Annotated in this window: 12 protein-coding genes, 1 tRNA gene and 1 pseudogene; 11 read left to right on the top strand and 3 right to left on the bottom strand. The window is 53.2% G+C overall.

Features of this window, described 5'->3' with window-relative positions; genetic code table 11:
• Positions 1–193 precede the first annotated feature (193 nt).
• Positions 194–973: pseudogene (locus H0247_RS00080) on the bottom strand (class I SAM-dependent methyltransferase); the annotation flags it as partial.
• Between the two features lie 258 nt (positions 974–1,231).
• On the opposite strand from H0247_RS00080, the gene H0247_RS00075 reads away from it, so the two are divergent.
• Together H0247_RS00075 and dinB are read left to right on the top strand one after the other, a co-directional pair.
• Complete coding sequence (locus H0247_RS00075) at positions 1,232–2,032, top strand: helix-turn-helix transcriptional regulator (RefSeq protein ID WP_180740680.1); 801 nt, start codon at positions 1,232–1,234, stop codon at positions 2,030–2,032.
• 75 nt (positions 2,033–2,107) lie between these two features.
• Entirely contained in the window at positions 2,108–3,166 is a 1,059-nt protein-coding gene (gene dinB / locus H0247_RS00070) for a DNA polymerase IV (protein ID WP_180740679.1), read from the top strand.
• Positions 3,167–3,247: 81 nt separating this feature from the next.
• Here the strand turns inward: dinB and pepD are convergent, their stop codons facing one another.
• Positions 3,248–4,708, bottom strand: a complete 1,461-nt coding sequence (pepD, locus tag H0247_RS00065) for a beta-Ala-His dipeptidase (protein ID WP_180740678.1) — start codon at positions 4,706–4,708, stop codon at positions 3,248–3,250.
• A 329-nt stretch (positions 4,709–5,037) separates the two neighbouring features.
• On the opposite strand from pepD, the gene gpt reads away from it, so the two are divergent.
• Complete coding sequence (gene gpt / locus H0247_RS00060) at positions 5,038–5,496, top strand: xanthine phosphoribosyltransferase (RefSeq protein ID WP_010282559.1); 459 nt, start codon at positions 5,038–5,040, stop codon at positions 5,494–5,496.
• A gap of 275 nt (positions 5,497–5,771) precedes the next feature.
• On the top strand, positions 5,772–7,019 hold the full coding sequence (frsA, locus tag H0247_RS00055; protein ID WP_180740677.1) for an esterase FrsA: 1,248 nt from the start codon (positions 5,772–5,774) through the stop codon (positions 7,017–7,019).
• Between the two features lie 80 nt (positions 7,020–7,099).
• Here frsA and H0247_RS00050 read toward each other — a convergent pair whose 3' ends face one another.
• Positions 7,100–7,435 (bottom strand): 5-carboxymethyl-2-hydroxymuconate Delta-isomerase, encoded by a 336-nt coding sequence (locus H0247_RS00050; RefSeq protein ID WP_180740676.1) that lies wholly within the window; start codon positions 7,433–7,435, stop codon positions 7,100–7,102.
• A 175-nt stretch (positions 7,436–7,610) separates the two neighbouring features.
• Here H0247_RS00050 and H0247_RS00045 point away from each other — a divergent pair, with 175 nt between their 5' ends.
• The 7 genes from H0247_RS00045 to H0247_RS00015 form a co-directional block, all read left to right on the top strand.
• Entirely contained in the window at positions 7,611–9,647 is a 2,037-nt protein-coding gene (locus tag H0247_RS00045; RefSeq protein ID WP_180740675.1) for an ankyrin repeat domain-containing protein, read from the top strand.
• A gap of 11 nt (positions 9,648–9,658) precedes the next feature.
• Positions 9,659–11,779: an ankyrin repeat domain-containing protein gene (locus H0247_RS00040; RefSeq protein WP_180740674.1), complete on the top strand. Its 2,121-nt coding sequence runs from the start codon at positions 9,659–9,661 to the stop codon at positions 11,777–11,779.
• Positions 11,780–11,849: 70 nt separating this feature from the next.
• Positions 11,850–12,224 (top strand): sigma factor-binding protein Crl, encoded by a 375-nt coding sequence (gene crl / locus H0247_RS00035; RefSeq protein WP_180740673.1) that lies wholly within the window; start codon positions 11,850–11,852, stop codon positions 12,222–12,224.
• A gap of 124 nt (positions 12,225–12,348) precedes the next feature.
• Complete coding sequence (gene proB, locus H0247_RS00030) at positions 12,349–13,452, top strand: glutamate 5-kinase (protein WP_180740672.1); 1,104 nt, start codon at positions 12,349–12,351, stop codon at positions 13,450–13,452.
• Between the two features lie 10 nt (positions 13,453–13,462).
• Complete coding sequence (proA, locus tag H0247_RS00025; RefSeq protein WP_180740671.1) at positions 13,463–14,716, top strand: glutamate-5-semialdehyde dehydrogenase; 1,254 nt, start codon at positions 13,463–13,465, stop codon at positions 14,714–14,716.
• 189 nt (positions 14,717–14,905) lie between these two features.
• A tRNA-Thr gene (locus H0247_RS00020) sits at positions 14,906–14,981 on the top strand.
• Between the two features lie 175 nt (positions 14,982–15,156).
• The coding region (locus H0247_RS00015; RefSeq protein WP_180740670.1) for an integrase arm-type DNA-binding domain-containing protein at positions 15,157–15,855 on the top strand (699 nt) is incomplete at its 3' end.

Here is a 15,855-nt window from a genome sequence, read left to right as displayed (position 1 = left end):
GCGAAAACGTTGGGACAGCCGTTATCGGTATCTATTTCGTCGGCGAATAGGTCACGACGAAAACGAAATCACATTATCATTGGTTTCATATTAATCAAGCGTTGAAAAGCGCTAAAAAATAACATTTACAAAAAACAGCCCGAAGGGATACGGGCTGCTACGTGTGAGGTTATTAATGGTAGGAGAAAGCGGGTCAGGCGCGGGTGGCTTCTATCATCATAATGTCGGTGATAAAGGAACCGTCCGTCTGTACTTCAAAATGCTGTATCACTTCGTCCGCCAGCGTTTTTTGCAGTTCACGAATCGCCACGGTGAAATGTTCTGGCGTACGCATACGGGCAATCCAACTGCTGAACTCCAGCGTCAGCCTGTCGCTGGTGACGTTACGCACGATGAATCCCGCTTCCGTAAACAGACTCAGCCATTCTCCCGGTGCGTAATCACGCACGTGTGACGTATCGCGCAGCTTCTCTACCGTCTGCAAATAGCTGTCCAGCAGCGGATGGCCGGGCGAAACGACATCCATCATGATCACGCGACCGCCCGGTTTCAGGACGCGCCGCATTTCACGTAACGCCTGCCCGACATCATGCCAGTGATGCGCAGAGTAACGGCTGATTATGATGTCTGCGCTGCTATCCTCGAACGGCAAAGACTCGGCTACGCCTTGCTGAACGCGGATATTATTCAGCCCTTTCTGCGCCGCAGCCTGACTGACAACCTCCAGCATTTGAGAAGACAAATCGTAGGCGACAACCTCCGCGACGGCCTGTGCGGCAACGAAGCTGGCGTGTCCTGCACCGCAGCCGACATCGATGACGCGCGCCTGCGGGAAAGGCGCTAATAAAGCCGCTAACTGGGTTAAATCTTTGCCCTGCGCATGCACCGCGCTGGTCAAGTAGTTCTGCGCCTGTGAGCCGAACTGATGTTCGACGCGATGATTATGGTTCTGTTTTTCTTCCATCATTGCTCTCGCTTTATCTGAATTGTTCTTGTTTCATCAGGGGGTAAACGGCGGCGCGCCAGCCACTAAAGAAGACGTCGGTCTAAGAACATCCTTGGTCTAAGAACACGGTCTTTGGCTTAAGAACACTATAGTGAGAGAGAAATACGGGTACAATATGAGCATTTATACGGGTATAAAATACTCCCTGTTTGATTAACACCGCTTTCACTGATGCTGCTGTCATCGCAAGTTGTTTGAGCGGGCGGGATAAAAAGGACACCGGTTATGTCTGCAAATTCATTTATGTCTGCCAATTCTCTGAGCGGCCCAAAGGCACTGGGGGCTTTTTTACGGGCGCTGCGTGAGCGGACCTCGCCGGAAAGGGTCGGCCTGCCCGCATCCGGTCGGCGGCGCACCAGTGGATTACGCCGTGAAGAATTGGCGCAAATCGCCCGAATCAGCACCACTTGGTATACCTGGCTTGAACAGGGGCGTGATGTGTCCGCTTCCGCCTCGGCGCTGACTCGCTTGTCTCAGGCGTTAAAGCTGGAACCCGCAGAGCATGACTATCTTTTTAGTCTGGCTGGCGTACAGGATCCTCAGAAGCAGAATAGGGCAATGTCGCTCGATGTGCGGGTTGCCGCCAGCCTGCACGCTATTACCTGCCCTGCATATCTTCTGGATGGCAACTGGAACATGCTGGCGTGGAATGCGCCATCGGAACAGTTGTTTGCCGGATGGCTGGGAACCGATCCTGAACCGAATTTGCTGCGCTTTATGTTTCTTAATCCGCTGGCACGATCGCTGGTGGTCGATTGGCCAGAACGCGCCAGACGGGTGGTGGCGGAGTTTCGGGCGGAGTCCAGTCATTATGCGTCTGTCGAATCTGTCCGACACGTTGTGATGGCGCTATGCGAAGAAAGTCGCGAGTTCAATCTCTGGTGGTCTCAACAGGCGGTAACCGCCCGTGAGGGCGGCGAGCGACGCTTCCACCACCCTCTGCTGGGAGAGGTTACCTATCATCAACAGACTTTTCATCCTGCCGGGCAAGGGGAATTTAAGTTGGTGATGCTGATCGCGCAGTAAACGCGGGCATTATTGCGCGGCTTGTCTATACTGACTTTGGTCTGTATATTTATACAGTGCTATCAGAGGGCCAGTATGCGCAAAATCATTCATGTTGATATGGACTGCTTCTACGCAGCAATTGAGATGCGTGATAACCCGCGCCTGCGCGATATTCCTCTGGCGATTGGTGGAAGCGCCGATCGTCGTGGCGTCATCAGCACCGCTAACTATCCTGCCCGACGCTACGGTGTCCGCAGTGCGATGGCGACGGCAACTGCTTTGCGTCTGTGTCCACACCTCACCTTGTTACCTGGTCGCATGGAGGTGTACAAGTCCACCTCGCGCCAAATTCGCGAGATCTTCGCCCGCTACACGCCGCTGATCGAACCGCTTTCTCTGGATGAAGCCTATCTGGATGTCACCGATAGCCCGTACTGCAACGGTTCGGCGACGCGCATCGCCGAAGAAATCCGTCGAACCATCGCGGATGAACTGAATCTGACCGCCTCGGCGGGGATTGCGCCCATCAAGTTTCTGGCGAAAATCGCCTCTGAGTTAAATAAGCCGAATGGACAATATGTGATTACACCGGAGCAGGTGGATGATTTCCTGCTGGTGCTACCGCTGGAGAAGATCCCCGGCGTTGGGAAGGTGACGGCAAAACGGCTGGAAGAGCGCGGCCTGCACACCTGCGCGGATGTGCGGGTGTATGCGCTGGCGGATCTGCTTAAGGAGTTCGGCAAATTTGGCCGCGTGCTGTGGGAACGATGTCAGGGGATTGATGAGCGGCGTATTTCACCCGATCGGCTGAGGAAGTCGGTCGGCGTGGAGAAGACGCTGGCGCAGGATATCCACGACTGGGAACAGTGTGAAAATCTGATAGAACAGCTTTATGAGGAGCTGGAAGTCCGCCTGAAACGGGTAAAACCTGATCTGCATATTGCGCGTCAGGGCGTCAAACTCAAGTTTGATGATTTTCAGCAAACGACGCAGGAGCATGTGTGGCCGATGTTGAATAAACAGGATCTGTTGAAGCTAGCACAACAAACCTGGCAGGAGCGGCGTAAATCCAGAGGTGTCCGGCTGGTCGGACTGCATGTGACGCTGCTCGACCCGCAAATTGAGCGACAACTGGTGTTTGATTGGGGATAAGGTTGTGTAGTTGAGGGTAAAAAAGGGCGACGTTTGTGCGCCGCCCTGATTTTTACTCGTGTACGTTTTATTCGTGGGCGATTAAGCGCGTGGAGGAATCGCTTTCAGCAGTTCTGTCAGCAATTTCCAGTACAGATCGACGCTGCCGATATGTACTTGTTCATCCGGTGAATGCGGCCCAGTGATGGTCGGCCCGATGGAAACCATGTCCATGTCTGGGTATGGCTTTTTGAACAGACCACATTCCAGACCAGCGTGAATCACCATGATGTTTGGCGTCTTGTTGAACAGCTTCTGATAGGTTTCGCGCACCAGCGCCATGACCGGTGAATGCGCGTCTGGCTGCCAGCCTGGGTAGCCGCCTTTCGGTGATGTTTTCGCACCAGCCAAGTGCCCCAGCGCTGTCAGCGTACCGACAACGGCGTCTTTACCGCTGTCGATCAGTGAACGAATCAGGCAGATGACTTCCGCGTGGTCGTCTTCCATTGTCACAACGCCCAAGTTCAGTGATGTTTCTACCACGCCTTTGACTTCATCGCTCATGCGGATCACGCCGTTCGGCGTGGCGTTGAGCAGTGCCAGCAGACGATCGCGGCTGTCTTGCGTCAGCGGATGCTCATTGCTGTCGCTGGCTTCCACCAGCACGGTCAGGTTTTTCTCAACGGCAGACAGTTCATTTTTCAGCACCGTCAGATATTCCTGGCTCAGCGTTTTTAATGACTCGACGTTAGCAGCAGGTAGTGACAGCGTGGCGAAGGCTTCACGCGGAATGGCGTTACGCAGCGTCCCGCCGTTCAGATCGAGAATGCGGAGATCCAGTGCTTTTGCCTGTTCGAACAGGAAACGTGCCAGCAGCTTGTTGGCGTTGCCCAGTCCCAGATGGATGTCACCGCCTGAGTGGCCGCCTTTCAGCCCTTTAATCGTCAGCTTCAGCGTGTGGTAACCAGCCGGTGGCACTTCGCGCGTCAGCGGCAGACGAGTAATGAAATCAATACCGCCCGCGCAACCCATGTAGATCTCGCCTTCTTCTTCCGAATCGGTATTGATCAGGATTTCGCCCTGAAGCCAGTTTGGTTGCAGGCCAAACGCACCATCCATACCCGCTTCTTCCGTCATGGTCAGCAGCACTTCTAGCGGGCCGTGCTCGACGCTTGGATCGGCCAGCACCGCCAGCGCAGACGCCATACCGATGCCGTTATCTGCACCCAGCGTGGTGCCACGTGCTTTTAGCCATTCACCGTCAACATAAGGCTGGATTGGGTCGGTAGTGAAATCGTGTACGGTGTCGTTGTTTTTCTGTGGCACCATGTCTAGATGCGCCTGCAATACGACAGGTTTGCGGTTTTCCATACCTGCGGTTGCCGCTTTGCGTAGCAGAATATTGCCGACCTGATCGCGTTCGGCATGAATGCCTTTCTCTTTAGCCCATTCCAAAATATGTGCGGCCAACGCTTCTTCATGATAAGACGGGTGCGGAATGGAACAGATCTTGGCGAAAATATCCCACAGCGGCTGGGGGGAAAGTTGAGACAATTCAGACACTATTTTAGTCTCCTTGTAGCGGCCAGCCTTCGCGTTTTGGCGGGCAGGGCTATAGGTTAAAAGTTAATCGCGGCGAGCCACATAACGTGGCCTGTCGTAACAGAATATCATTTTCCATCAAAGCAGGGGAATTGCCGTCGGCCCTGACTTATTTTTCCTGCTGCAATATGAATCAGCGGGTTCGGCAGAGCGCAGGGGGGCGGGAAAAACTCGGTTCTTACGTTGAGAAAAACTGGTTTTTATGTTGTCGGCTATCTATAATCTCGCGCAACCTTTTTCCCCCCTCAGACTCAAATTAAGCCGATTTTTATCCGGCTGGGATATATTTTATGAGCGAAAAGTACGTCGTAACTTGGGATATGTTGCAAATTCATGCCCGCAAACTGGCACAGCGTTTACTGCCTGCCGATCAATGGAAAGGCATCATTGCCGTTAGCCGTGGTGGTCTGGTGCCAAGCGCACTGCTGGCGCGTGAGCTGGGCATTCGTCACGTTGATACCGTTTGCATTTCCAGTTATGACCACGACAACCAGCGCGAAATGAAAGTGCTGAAGCGTGCCGAGGGAGATGGCGAAGGGTTTATCGTGATTGACGATCTGGTTGACACCGGCGGTACGGCGAAAGCCATTCGTGATATGTACCCGAAAGCGCATTTTGTGACCATTTTCGCTAAGCCAGCCGGTAAGCCGCTAGTTGACGACTACGTGATCGATATCCCGCAGGATACTTGGATTGAACAGCCGTGGGACATGGGCGTGGTATTTGTTCCGCCGTTGTCTGGCCGCTAATCGCCTGAGCGAATAGTCATTTCCACCAATGCCCAGTTTAGCTGGGCATTGTTGTTTATGATGATTGTTGTTTATGATGATTGTTGTTTTTGACGATTGGTATTTATAGCGACGGTTATTTCTGAACCTCACCATTTCTGCTACAAGCTTTGATCCGATCGTGTGTTTCTGCCGTTGGCATTTGTCTTCTCTGGCCTGAGTTCGTTACACTTTAACGGGTGACGAAGAAGTCGTCTGATGTCCGCTAACAGCGGTTTACATTAATGGAGGCTGCTGTGGCGCAAGCTAACCTGTCTGAAACGCTATTCAAACCATCCTTTAAACATCCAGAAACCTCGACATTGGTCCGACGTACGCGGAATAGTCAGGATGTGCAGGGGCTGCATTCTACGCTGGAAGGGGAGAAGATCCGTAGCTGGTATCGGATGATTAACCGGCTGATGTGGATTTGGCGTGGCGTCGACCCGTGGGAAATTGAAGACGTGCTGTCACGTATCGCGGCCAGCAAGGCGGACAGAAGCAACGAGCAACTGCTTGATACGGTGATCGGCTACCGCGGCGGTAACTGGATTTATGAATGGGCGAAGCAGGGCGCAGGCTGGCAGCAGCGAGCAACAGAGAGCGGCGATGACGCGCAAACCGGACAGTTCTGGCTGAACGCCGCCAACCTCTACAGTATTGCTGCGTATCCACATATTAAAGGCGATGAACTGGCAGAACAGGCGCAAACGCTGGCAAACCGCGCCTATGAAGAAGCTGCCAAATACCTGCCTTATGAACTCAAAGAACTAACCTTCCCGATTACGGGCGGTGGCACGCTGACCGGGTTTCTGCATATGCCCTCGCAAGCGAAAGCACCTTTCCCTACCGTTCTGATGTGCGGCAGCCTAGAAATGTTGCAGAGCGATTATCATCGCCTGTTTCAGGACTATTTTGCGCCGGCAGGCATGGCGATGCTGACGATTGATGTCCCCTCCGTTGGATTTTCTTCCCGTTGGAAGTTGACTCAGGATTCCAGCTTCCTGCATCAGCAGGTTTTGCGTGCGCTGCCGGATGTTCCGTGGATCGATCACTCCCGCGTGGTCGCGTTTGGTTTCCGCTTTGGTGCCAATATTGCTGTTCGGCTGGCGTATCTGGAATCGCAGCGCTTATGCGGTGTGGCCTGCCTCGGCCCCGTGGTACATCATCTATTAAGTGATTCGACTCGCCAGCAGCAGGTGCCGGATATGTTTATGGATGTGCTGGCGAGTCGTCTGGGGATGCCCTTCTCGACGGATTCCTCGCTGAAAACCGAGCTGGGGCGCTATTCGCTGAAAACGCAGGGGCTGTTAGGACGCCGTTGCCCGACGCCGATGCTGGCAGGCTACTGGGATAACGATCTGCTATGCCCGAAAGAAGAGGCGAGCCTGATAGTGAACTCATCCGCACAAGGGAAACTACTGCCGGTTAACTTCTCGCCGGTGTACCAGAATTTCGATCGCGCGCTACAACAAATCAGCGTGTGGTTGCAGGATAAAGTATAAAAGATCAGGCGTAACGCACGGCCTGTGTAGGCGACTCTTCGCTACACAGGCCGCTGTTTCTGCTAGACGATAGCCATCGATTACAGGATCTTTTTGGTGTAGCAAGTCCTGTCCATATCAACCACTTCAACCGTCACTGACAGGTTCTTCAATCCCAGCGCTTCGATCTTCTGAAGTACCAGATTGGAGAGACTGCTTTTCTGCTCTCCCGTCCGCCCAGACAGTATCTTGACTGCCACATGAATAAAGCTGGCCCGTTGGCCACTTGTCGTGTAGTTATCGTACGCGAGTGATCTGACTTTGATGTCGCTGCCGTCACTGGCAAACAAACCGGATTCGAGCGCACCGCGATAGATCGCAGGAAGTAGGGCATTTACATCAATGTCTGAGGAATGTTCGGCGATACAATGTGGCATAAGGTGTCACTTCTCAATGAACGAAAACGAAGAGACCTGAGTATTGAGTACCCAGCGTCGCTCGGCAACTGCTTTTTAGGGAAGCCAGCGCGGACAAGAGTATGGATGTACGTTATCATCGCAGGTGATTGATAAAGTATCATGTTTACCCGTTTTGGGGGCGTTGAAGGATGCAATGATGTGGGGAATATTGTCTCGTCAGCAGCAAAGCCTGCATGACATCTGTTGTTCAGACCTACCGTTGGAAAAGAAAAAACGACAAATCGACCGCTTTCTGGCAAAGGGCGGTAACATCAATGAAAGGCAGACCCATACTGCGAATGTACTCGGTCCGCTAACGATGGATGAAGAAGCCCCCGATACGGAATTGGTGCGTTACTTGTTGGATAAGGGCGCTTTTATTGAACAGCCTGGAGGATTTAGCTCATTGCATAGAGCGATCGAGTTCTTCCATCTGGAACTGGCCGAGCTCTATCTTCAGTACGGCGCGGATGTGCACTACCTCAATTTTTTCAGCAATTCATGGCTGAATTATCTGTACTGTCCTCAGGAGCGCTTTACCTACACTGGCGACCAGCGTCAGCAAATGCTCGATCTGTTGTTACGCTACGGTTTGGATCTCAATCGTGAAACCATTTTCTGGACATCGCTGGAAACCAGTTTTCCGATAGAGATTATCATGTGTCAGAAAGATGTCAGTCTGCTGGAGCATATCTTTCAGCTCGATATCCCTATTCATTTTGCCGAAACCGGCATTTTTGAACGGATCTTTAACTATAAAAGCGAGTGGCTGCCACTGCCGCTCTTTCAGCAAATCGTGAAACGGGCGGGCGGATCGGCCTATCGTGAACCGGGTGTCATTCTTTCCGAAGACAAGAAGATCCGTACCGATGGATCGCTATTGGAAATGGCCATTTTTTACGCCGCGGACGAACGGCTCTGTGAATGCTTGCTCGATACCTACCCTGATATTCGCTGCGATTTAAGCCACTACAGCTTTGTTCTGGATGCCTTGCTTAACCGCTATTCGCTTGAGTTGGTGGAGCGGATTATGCAGAAAACGGCGGATATCGATCGTCCTTATTCCTTGTTCATTCCTGCTGGTCGAAAAAAACAGGATGGATGGGAAGCCAATGCCTATCCTGATGTCGGCAGCTCGGCGATGACGCAGTTTGTGGACATCCGCCTCGAAAAAGCGCTGAATGAGCCTGATTATTATCCTTATTTCTACGATGCCATTAGCTTGTTGCTGCAATACGGCGCGTCGCCTCTGGTTGATAAAATGACTGGGGGACGTAGCTATGAAATGCGGAACTGGTCATTGCTTTATCTCGTCTGCGTGGAAATGGTGTTTCAGAATCATTTTCGTCCTGACCTGCTGGATTTATTGGTGGCGCATGGTGCGAACTTCAACGTGAAGAAAAGCGCGGTCAGAGAACCGCTCTGCATTACGCTGCTTCAGCGTGGCTACAGTTCACCGCATGAAGAGGTGTTGCTTCAGGTGATGAACTACCTCTATGAACACGGTATGGATTTGCAGGCGACCAATGCCTACCTGATCAACACGGCAGCGGCGGCGGGAATAGGCTCTCGGCCACTGGTCTTACAGTGGCTTATTGCACACGGTGTGGATATTCACACCCTGAGCGGATTTGACAATACCCCCGTTCTGCATAAAACCATCAGCCTGTATAGTGATGAAGCCCTGACGCCAGAGCGACGTGCTGAAACCGTCTCGGTACTGCTGGATAACGGCGCGAATATTGATGAGTTCTCGATGGATGAACAATTCACGCCGCTCATGTGCGCGGCTTACTACGGTGAAGCGAAGTGTGCCGAGGTGTTGTTGGCGCGCGGGGCCAATCCGCATGCCCGTAGTGCCAACGGCATGACGCCCCTGCGCTGTGCGCTACACCGCGCCGATGCGGCGGCAGCGCGAATTGTGACCCTGCTTCACCACTATGGCGTGACGGTCGCACGGGTGGACGAAAAGGGGAACGATCTGCTGGTCGGCTGTATTCGCAATAAACATGAAGCGATGTTTAAAGTGCTACTGGAGATACTGTCTCCCAGCTTGGACGACATGCATCGGTTGCTGGACTGGCTGGCACAGGGCAACCGCTACTGCTATTTCTCCGATCAGCTACGCCAACAGATTGGGCGGCTAAGCGCAGGCGATCGGTCTTCTTCCCATCATTCACTACCGCGATAAGGACATCGTATATGTTCGGTTCATCTTCCAAAACGGACGATTTAGAGACGATTTGTTTCTCCGATGTCTCTATTCGCAAGAAGCGCAAACAGATCGATCGCTATCTGGCGGCGAAAGGTGACATCAACGCACTAAGCGATGGGCAAACGGTGTTGCATCAATTGAGCCAGGCTCGCGGCACGGCGATCGATCTTGTTCGCTATTTGTTGGAAAAAGGGGCGAGTATCGAAACGCCTGAAGGTGAAAGTGCGCTCTTCGCGGCGATCACGTCTTACTCTCCAGAGATTGCTGCGCTGCTTTTACAGCATGGTGCCCAGCTGGATTTTCATGACAATCAGGGGCGCTGCTGGCTACACTGTTTTTTTGATCTGCCTGAAAGCCCTGTCTATACCCATGCTCAGCGCACGACAATGTTGGAGGTGTTGCTGGCAAATGGATTGGATATTAATCAGCCTGTCCTGTTTTACCTTGACGCTGAGAAATGCCACCCCGTCGATGTTTTGCTGGAAAAGCAGGATCGCTTTTTATTAATGCGGTTGTTCCATGCGGATAGCCCGGTACGCTTGACGGGGACATCGATACTGGAAAACGTATTTCGATACGCCGAATCGTGGATAACGCTGGAGGTCTTCCAGTTGATCGTTACGCAGGCCGAGCGGGAAGGGATGCAGGAATCAGGTTTTACCCTGTCATTTAATCAGGAACAGAAAACCCTAGTGACCTGGCTGGAAATGGCGCTGCACTGTGGTTTACCTGCGCCGTTTTGTTCGTTCTTATTGGATACCTTTCCGGATATGCGCTGCGATGTACCTGCATATAGCGTGCTGCTGGATGCGTTGGATAAGTCGTATCCTCCCTCGCTAATCGCGCGTATTGTGCAACGTACCACCGACCTCGATCGTCGTTATCCGCTGCGTTTTGATCGAAATGCACCGGATTATGAAGAAGAGGATGAGCATTATGCAGAGCACGAGCATCATGCCAGTCAGGGTACGGTGCTGGCGCAATATCTTGTGTTGCGAGCTAAGGCCGCGGTAACGGATAGCCGCGCACATCGCGTGTTTTATTCCTCCCTCGAACTCCTGCTAGAGTCAGGCGCTTCTCCCAATATTGGCTATACGATGTGGGAGGAGGATGACGACACGCCGACGACGTGGCCAGCGCTTTATACGCTCTGTGAGGCGATGGTCGCCACCGGACAATATCATGCTGACCTGCTCGATCTGTTGCTCGCGCACGGCGCTGATTTCCACCAACAGCAGGTACTGCAAGAAAGCGGTGCGCTTCCGTTAGGGATGGCGCTGCTGCTGTATTTACAGTCCAGCCCGCATGAAAGCGTACTGCTTGATATTTTCCAGCACCTGCACTCCTGTGGAATGAACCTGCATAGCGCGACACCAGACGGGATGAACATGGTTTATGCCGCTGCGGCGGGGTGTCGTTCGCAAGTGCTGAACTGGTTGATTCAACAAGGCGTGAGTCTGGATGTAAAAACAGTGAGCACCCTTGCGCCGCCGCTGCATCGCGTGATTAATAATGTGAGTGTGGCGCCCGAACGGCGTAAAGCAACGCTTGAGGTTCTGCTGCAACAGGGGATAGAGAAGGACGTCGAGTGGGGTGAGCCCGCGATGACGCCGCTGATGCTGGCAGCGAAACAGGGCGCGCAGCATTGCCTTGAGGTGCTGCTGCACTATGGCGCCAATCCGAATGCGCGTACCGCTGGCGGGATGACCCCCGCGCTGTGTGCGATAACGAGCCGCCACTCTATTGATTTCCCGCCTCGTCCTGAGTCGGTATCCGCCCGCATGCTGGCGATACTGCATGCCTATAATGCGGAGCTCTGCCAAAGCAATGATGACGACATAACGCCGCTGTTGCTCAGTGTGCAGGAAGAACGGAAAGAGGTTTTTGAAGCACTGATCAGGCTGACGTCATTTACAGAAGAACAGTTGCGAAGCGTGCTGGACGGCAAACGCCCGATTCACGCTTATTTTGCTGAACGCCTGCAAGCGCTGCTGGCATTGCCTGCGCCACATGCTGAAACCGGGCTTTCACGCTTTTCTGTGCAGCGTAAATCCGTAGTATGGGAACACGCCGATGCTAGGGCAGAAAAGTCAGGTGTCGGCCAGTAACCTGACGCCAGGTGGTTGATAAATTACCATTCTCTGCTAAAAAAGAAGGTTCAACCAAAGGAGATCGTAGATGATATTACCGAGTGGACACTCCAGAAGCCGTCTCATGAAAAATTTTACGGCACTGGGACCTTATATCCGTGAAGCGCAGTGCGAGAATACCGCGTTCTTCTTTGATTGCCTGGCGGTTTGCGTCAACATCAAGCCTGCGCCTGAAAATCGCGAGTTCTGGGGATGGTGGCTGAATCTGGAAGATACTGGTCAGGCTTTTGCCTATGACTATCACTACGGATTGTTTGATAAACAGGGCAACTGGCGTGAGGAAAAAATTAAGGACAAAGCCGTGATGGAACAGGTGGAAAATGCCAAACAAGCTTTCCATGTCCGATTGGAACAACTGCTGCACTCGCTCGAACCCGCTACGACCCTCGCTGCACGACCGTGATGCTTCCCTGACGATCCCCCGATTTATTCGCAGGTTTTCGCGTTATGCCTGTTGGCATAACGCGTCTGTCCTGCTACAACGTTTTCCTTATTCTTATTTTTTGACATCAAACGGCAGAGAAATTATGAGCGGCAGCCAGACCTTGGTTGTGAAACTTGGCACTAGCGTGCTAACCGGCGGTTCGCGTCGTCTTAACCGTGCCCACATTGTTGAACTGGTGCGCCAGTGCGCGCAGCAACATGCGGCAGGGCATCGGATTGTTATTGTTACCTCAGGGGCGATTGCCGCTGGGCGTGAACATTTGGGCTACCCCGAACTCCCCGCCACGATTGCGACCAAACAACTGCTGGCCGCCGTGGGTCAAAGCCGCCTGATTCAGCTGTGGGAACAGCTGTTTTCCATCTACGGTATCCACGTTGGGCAAATGCTGCTGACGCGTGCGGATATGGAAGATCGTGAGCGTTTCCTCAACGCGCGTGACACCATGCGGGCGCTGCTGGATAACAATATTGTTCCGGTCATTAATGAAAACGACGCCGTCGCGACCGCCGAAATCAAGGTGGGTGACAACGACAACCTGTCTGCGTTGGCGGCGATTCTGGCCGATGCGGATAAGCTGCTGCTGCTGACCGATCAGGCTGGTCTGTTTACCGCCGATCCGCGCAATAACCCTGATGCGGAGCTGATCCGTGAAGTGACCGGCATCAACGATGCGCTGCGCAGCATTGCGGGTGATAGCGTGTCAGGCCTCGGGACGGGCGGTATGTCGACCAAATTACAGGCTGCCGATGTGGCCTGCCGTGCCGGTATCGACGTGGTGATTGCCGCAGGCAGCAAGCCAGGCGTGATTGGCGATGTGATTGCGGATATCTCCGTCGGAACGCGTTTTCATGCGCTGGATGCACCGTTGGAAAGCCGCAAGCACTGGATTTTCGGCGCACCGCCAGCGGGGGAAATCACCGTTGATGACGGCGCGCTTTCGGCGATCCTCGAACGCGGCAGTTCGCTGCTGCCGAAGGGCATTCGCAGCGTGGAAGGGAATTTCTCTCGCGGTGAAGTGATCCGCGTGCGTAGTCTGGCGGGGCGCGATGTGGCGCATGCCGTGACGCGCTATAACAGCGATGCGCTGCGTATGATTGCCGGGCACCACTCTCAACAAATTGCCGAGATTCTCGGTTACGAATATGGTCCGGTGGCTATCCATCGCGACGATATGATTATCAATTAAGGAGTTCGCGATGCTTGAACAAATGGGTAAAGCGGCAAAAGCGGCCTCTTATCAGCTGGCGGTTCTGAGCACGGCACAAAAAGATCGCGCGCTGCTGACGATTGCGGATTTGCTGGAAGCCGAGAGTGCGACGATTCTGGCGGCTAACGCGCTGGATTTAGCCGATGCGCGCCAAAATGGTATGAGTGACGCATTGTTGGATCGGTTGCTCTTAACGCCGGCACGGCTGAGCGCGATTGCCAGCGATGTGCGTCAGGTCTGTCGTCTGAACGATCCGGTAGGGCAGGTGATTGACGGCAGCATGCTGGATAACGGCCTAAAACTGGAACGTCGTCGTGTGCCGCTGGGCGTGGTCGGTGTGATTTATGAAGCGCGCCCGAATGTGACGATTGATGTGGCTTCCCTGTGCCTGAAAACCGGCAACGCGGTGATTCTGCGCGGTGGCAAAGAGACGTACCGCACCAATGCAGCGACGGTGAAAGTGATTCAGCAGGCGCTGTCGCAGTGTGGTCTGCCTGCTGCTGCCGTACAAGCGATTGAAAGCCCGGATCGTGAACTGGTTAATCAACTGCTGAAGCTGGATCGCTACGTGGATATGCTGATTCCGCGCGGTGGTGCTGGCCTGCATAAGCTGTGCCGTGAACAATCGACGATTCCGGTCATCACTGGCGGTATCGGTGTTTGCCACATCTATGCGGATGACAGCATTGATTTCGACAAGGCGCTGACGGTGATTGAAAGCGCCAAGGTGCAGCGCCCTAGCGCCTGCAACAGCCTGGAAACGCTGCTGGTCAACCAACATATTGCTGACCGCTTCTTGCCAGAGCTGAGCAAGAAAATGGCGGCGGCAGGTGTGACGCTCCATGCCAGCCCTTCCGCGATGCCTTACCTGACCGGTGGCCCAGCAAGCGTCGTTGAGGTGGAAGAAGCCAACTACAACGATGAATGGCTCTCTAACGACCTGAACGTCACGCTGGTGGACTCTCTGGATGCGGCGGTTTCCCATATTCGCGAACATGGTACGCAGCACTCTGATGCGATTCTGACGCGTTCTTTGAGTAACGCGGAACGCTTCGTGCGGGAGGTGGACTCTTCAGCGGTGTATGTCAACGCCAGTACGCGCTTCACCGACGGCGGCCAGTTTGGTCTGGGCGCGGAAGTGGCGGTCAGCACCCAGAAACTGCATGCGCGTGGCCCAATGGGGTTGGAAGCGCTGACCACCTATAAGTGGATTGGTTATGGCGACGATTTGATTCGCGCCTAATCACAACGTTAAGCCTGAAAGTTATAGGATTCTCCGTTATTAGCAGAGAAAATAATGAGAGAATCCTATCATTGCGTTGGTCGTTTACAAAACCAGCAAATGGACAGTAAAGCTATTGACTTGACTCCATGTTTTCACTAATTTGTCACCCCGTAGTTCACGTCTGGTTCTCGCCACGACGATCCCAAAGCCGATATAGCTCAGTTGGTAGAGCAGCGCATTCGTAATGCGAAGGTCGTAGGTTCGACTCCTATTATCGGCACCATCCTCCCTATTTTAACGTCTCCCTAAGTCTACTCAAACACCCTTTAAACCCTTATAATACGCGGTTTTACGGCCCTTATTATCTCTGCTCGTCTACTCACGTTCACGGAAATCTACGGTGAGTTGGGGGCATCGGTGGGGACATATCGTGTTCGGTCTAAAGGAGATGCCCCCAAATGAAGCTCAATGCCAGACAGGTAGAGACTGCCAAGCCCAAAGATAAAGCCTACAAGTTAGCAGATGGTGGGGGCATGTATCTGGAGGTGTTCCCTAACGGCACCAAAAGCTGGCGCATGAAATACCGTATCGCCGGTAAAGAAAAACGTGTGGTGTTTGGTGTCTACCCGACAATTACCTTAGCCGATGCCAGAAGCAAAAGAGATGATGCTAAAAAGCTACTGGTTAATGGCGTTGATCCGAGTGCGTTTAAACAAGAAAGCAAACAAGCCCAAATCCAAGAAGTAAAAAACACCTTTCAGCAAATTGCGCTCGAATGGCACAGCATGAAAGTGAAGAAATGGTCTGCGGGGTATGCCTCTGACATTCTTGAAGCGTTCAACAAAGATGTCTTCCCGTTCATTGGTCAACGCCCTGTTGCAGACATTAAGCCGTTGGAACTGCTAAACGTGCTGAAAAAGATGGAAGACCGAGGCGCGACCGAGAAAGCCAAGAAAGTGCGTCAACGCTGCGGCGAAGTGTTTCGCTACGCCATCGTAACAGGCAGAGCCGAGTATAATCCCGCGCCTGATCTCACCAGTGCCATGCAAGGACATGAGTCTACACATTACCCATTCCTGACCATAGAAGAGCTTCCCGCCTTCTTTAAAGCCCTTGCTGGCTACTCTGGCAGTGAATTGATGGTGCTGGCAGCAAGA

Origin of the sequence: Pectobacterium sp. CFBP8739 (assembly GCF_013449375.1) — a bacterium.
Classification (GTDB): Bacteria; Pseudomonadota; Gammaproteobacteria; order Enterobacterales; family Enterobacteriaceae; genus Pectobacterium.
Note: the sequence above shows the minus strand (reverse complement) of the source record. Positions and strands in the feature narration are given on the sequence as shown.

Bases quoted from the DNA above. Each gene is read 5' to 3' on its own strand.
- gpt (WP_010282559.1), top strand. From the start codon at position 5,038: ATGAGCGAAAAGTACGTCGTAACTTGGGATATGTTGCAAATTCATGCC.
- H0247_RS00075 (WP_180740680.1), top strand. From the start codon at position 1,232: ATGTCTGCAAATTCATTTATGTCTGCCAATTCTCTGAGCGGCCCAAAG.
- dinB (WP_180740679.1), top strand. From the start codon at position 2,108: ATGCGCAAAATCATTCATGTTGATATGGACTGCTTCTACGCAGCAATT.
- H0247_RS00040 (WP_180740674.1), top strand. From the start codon at position 9,659: ATGTTCGGTTCATCTTCCAAAACGGACGATTTAGAGACGATTTGTTTC.
- crl (WP_180740673.1), top strand. From the start codon at position 11,850: ATGATATTACCGAGTGGACACTCCAGAAGCCGTCTCATGAAAAATTTT.
- proA (WP_180740671.1), top strand. From the start codon at position 13,463: ATGCTTGAACAAATGGGTAAAGCGGCAAAAGCGGCCTCTTATCAGCTG.
- H0247_RS00050 (WP_180740676.1), bottom strand. From the start codon at position 7,435: ATGCCACATTGTATCGCCGAACATTCCTCAGACATTGATGTAAATGCC.
- H0247_RS00045 (WP_180740675.1), top strand. From the start codon at position 7,611: ATGATGTGGGGAATATTGTCTCGTCAGCAGCAAAGCCTGCATGACATC.
- proB (WP_180740672.1), top strand. From the start codon at position 12,349: ATGAGCGGCAGCCAGACCTTGGTTGTGAAACTTGGCACTAGCGTGCTA.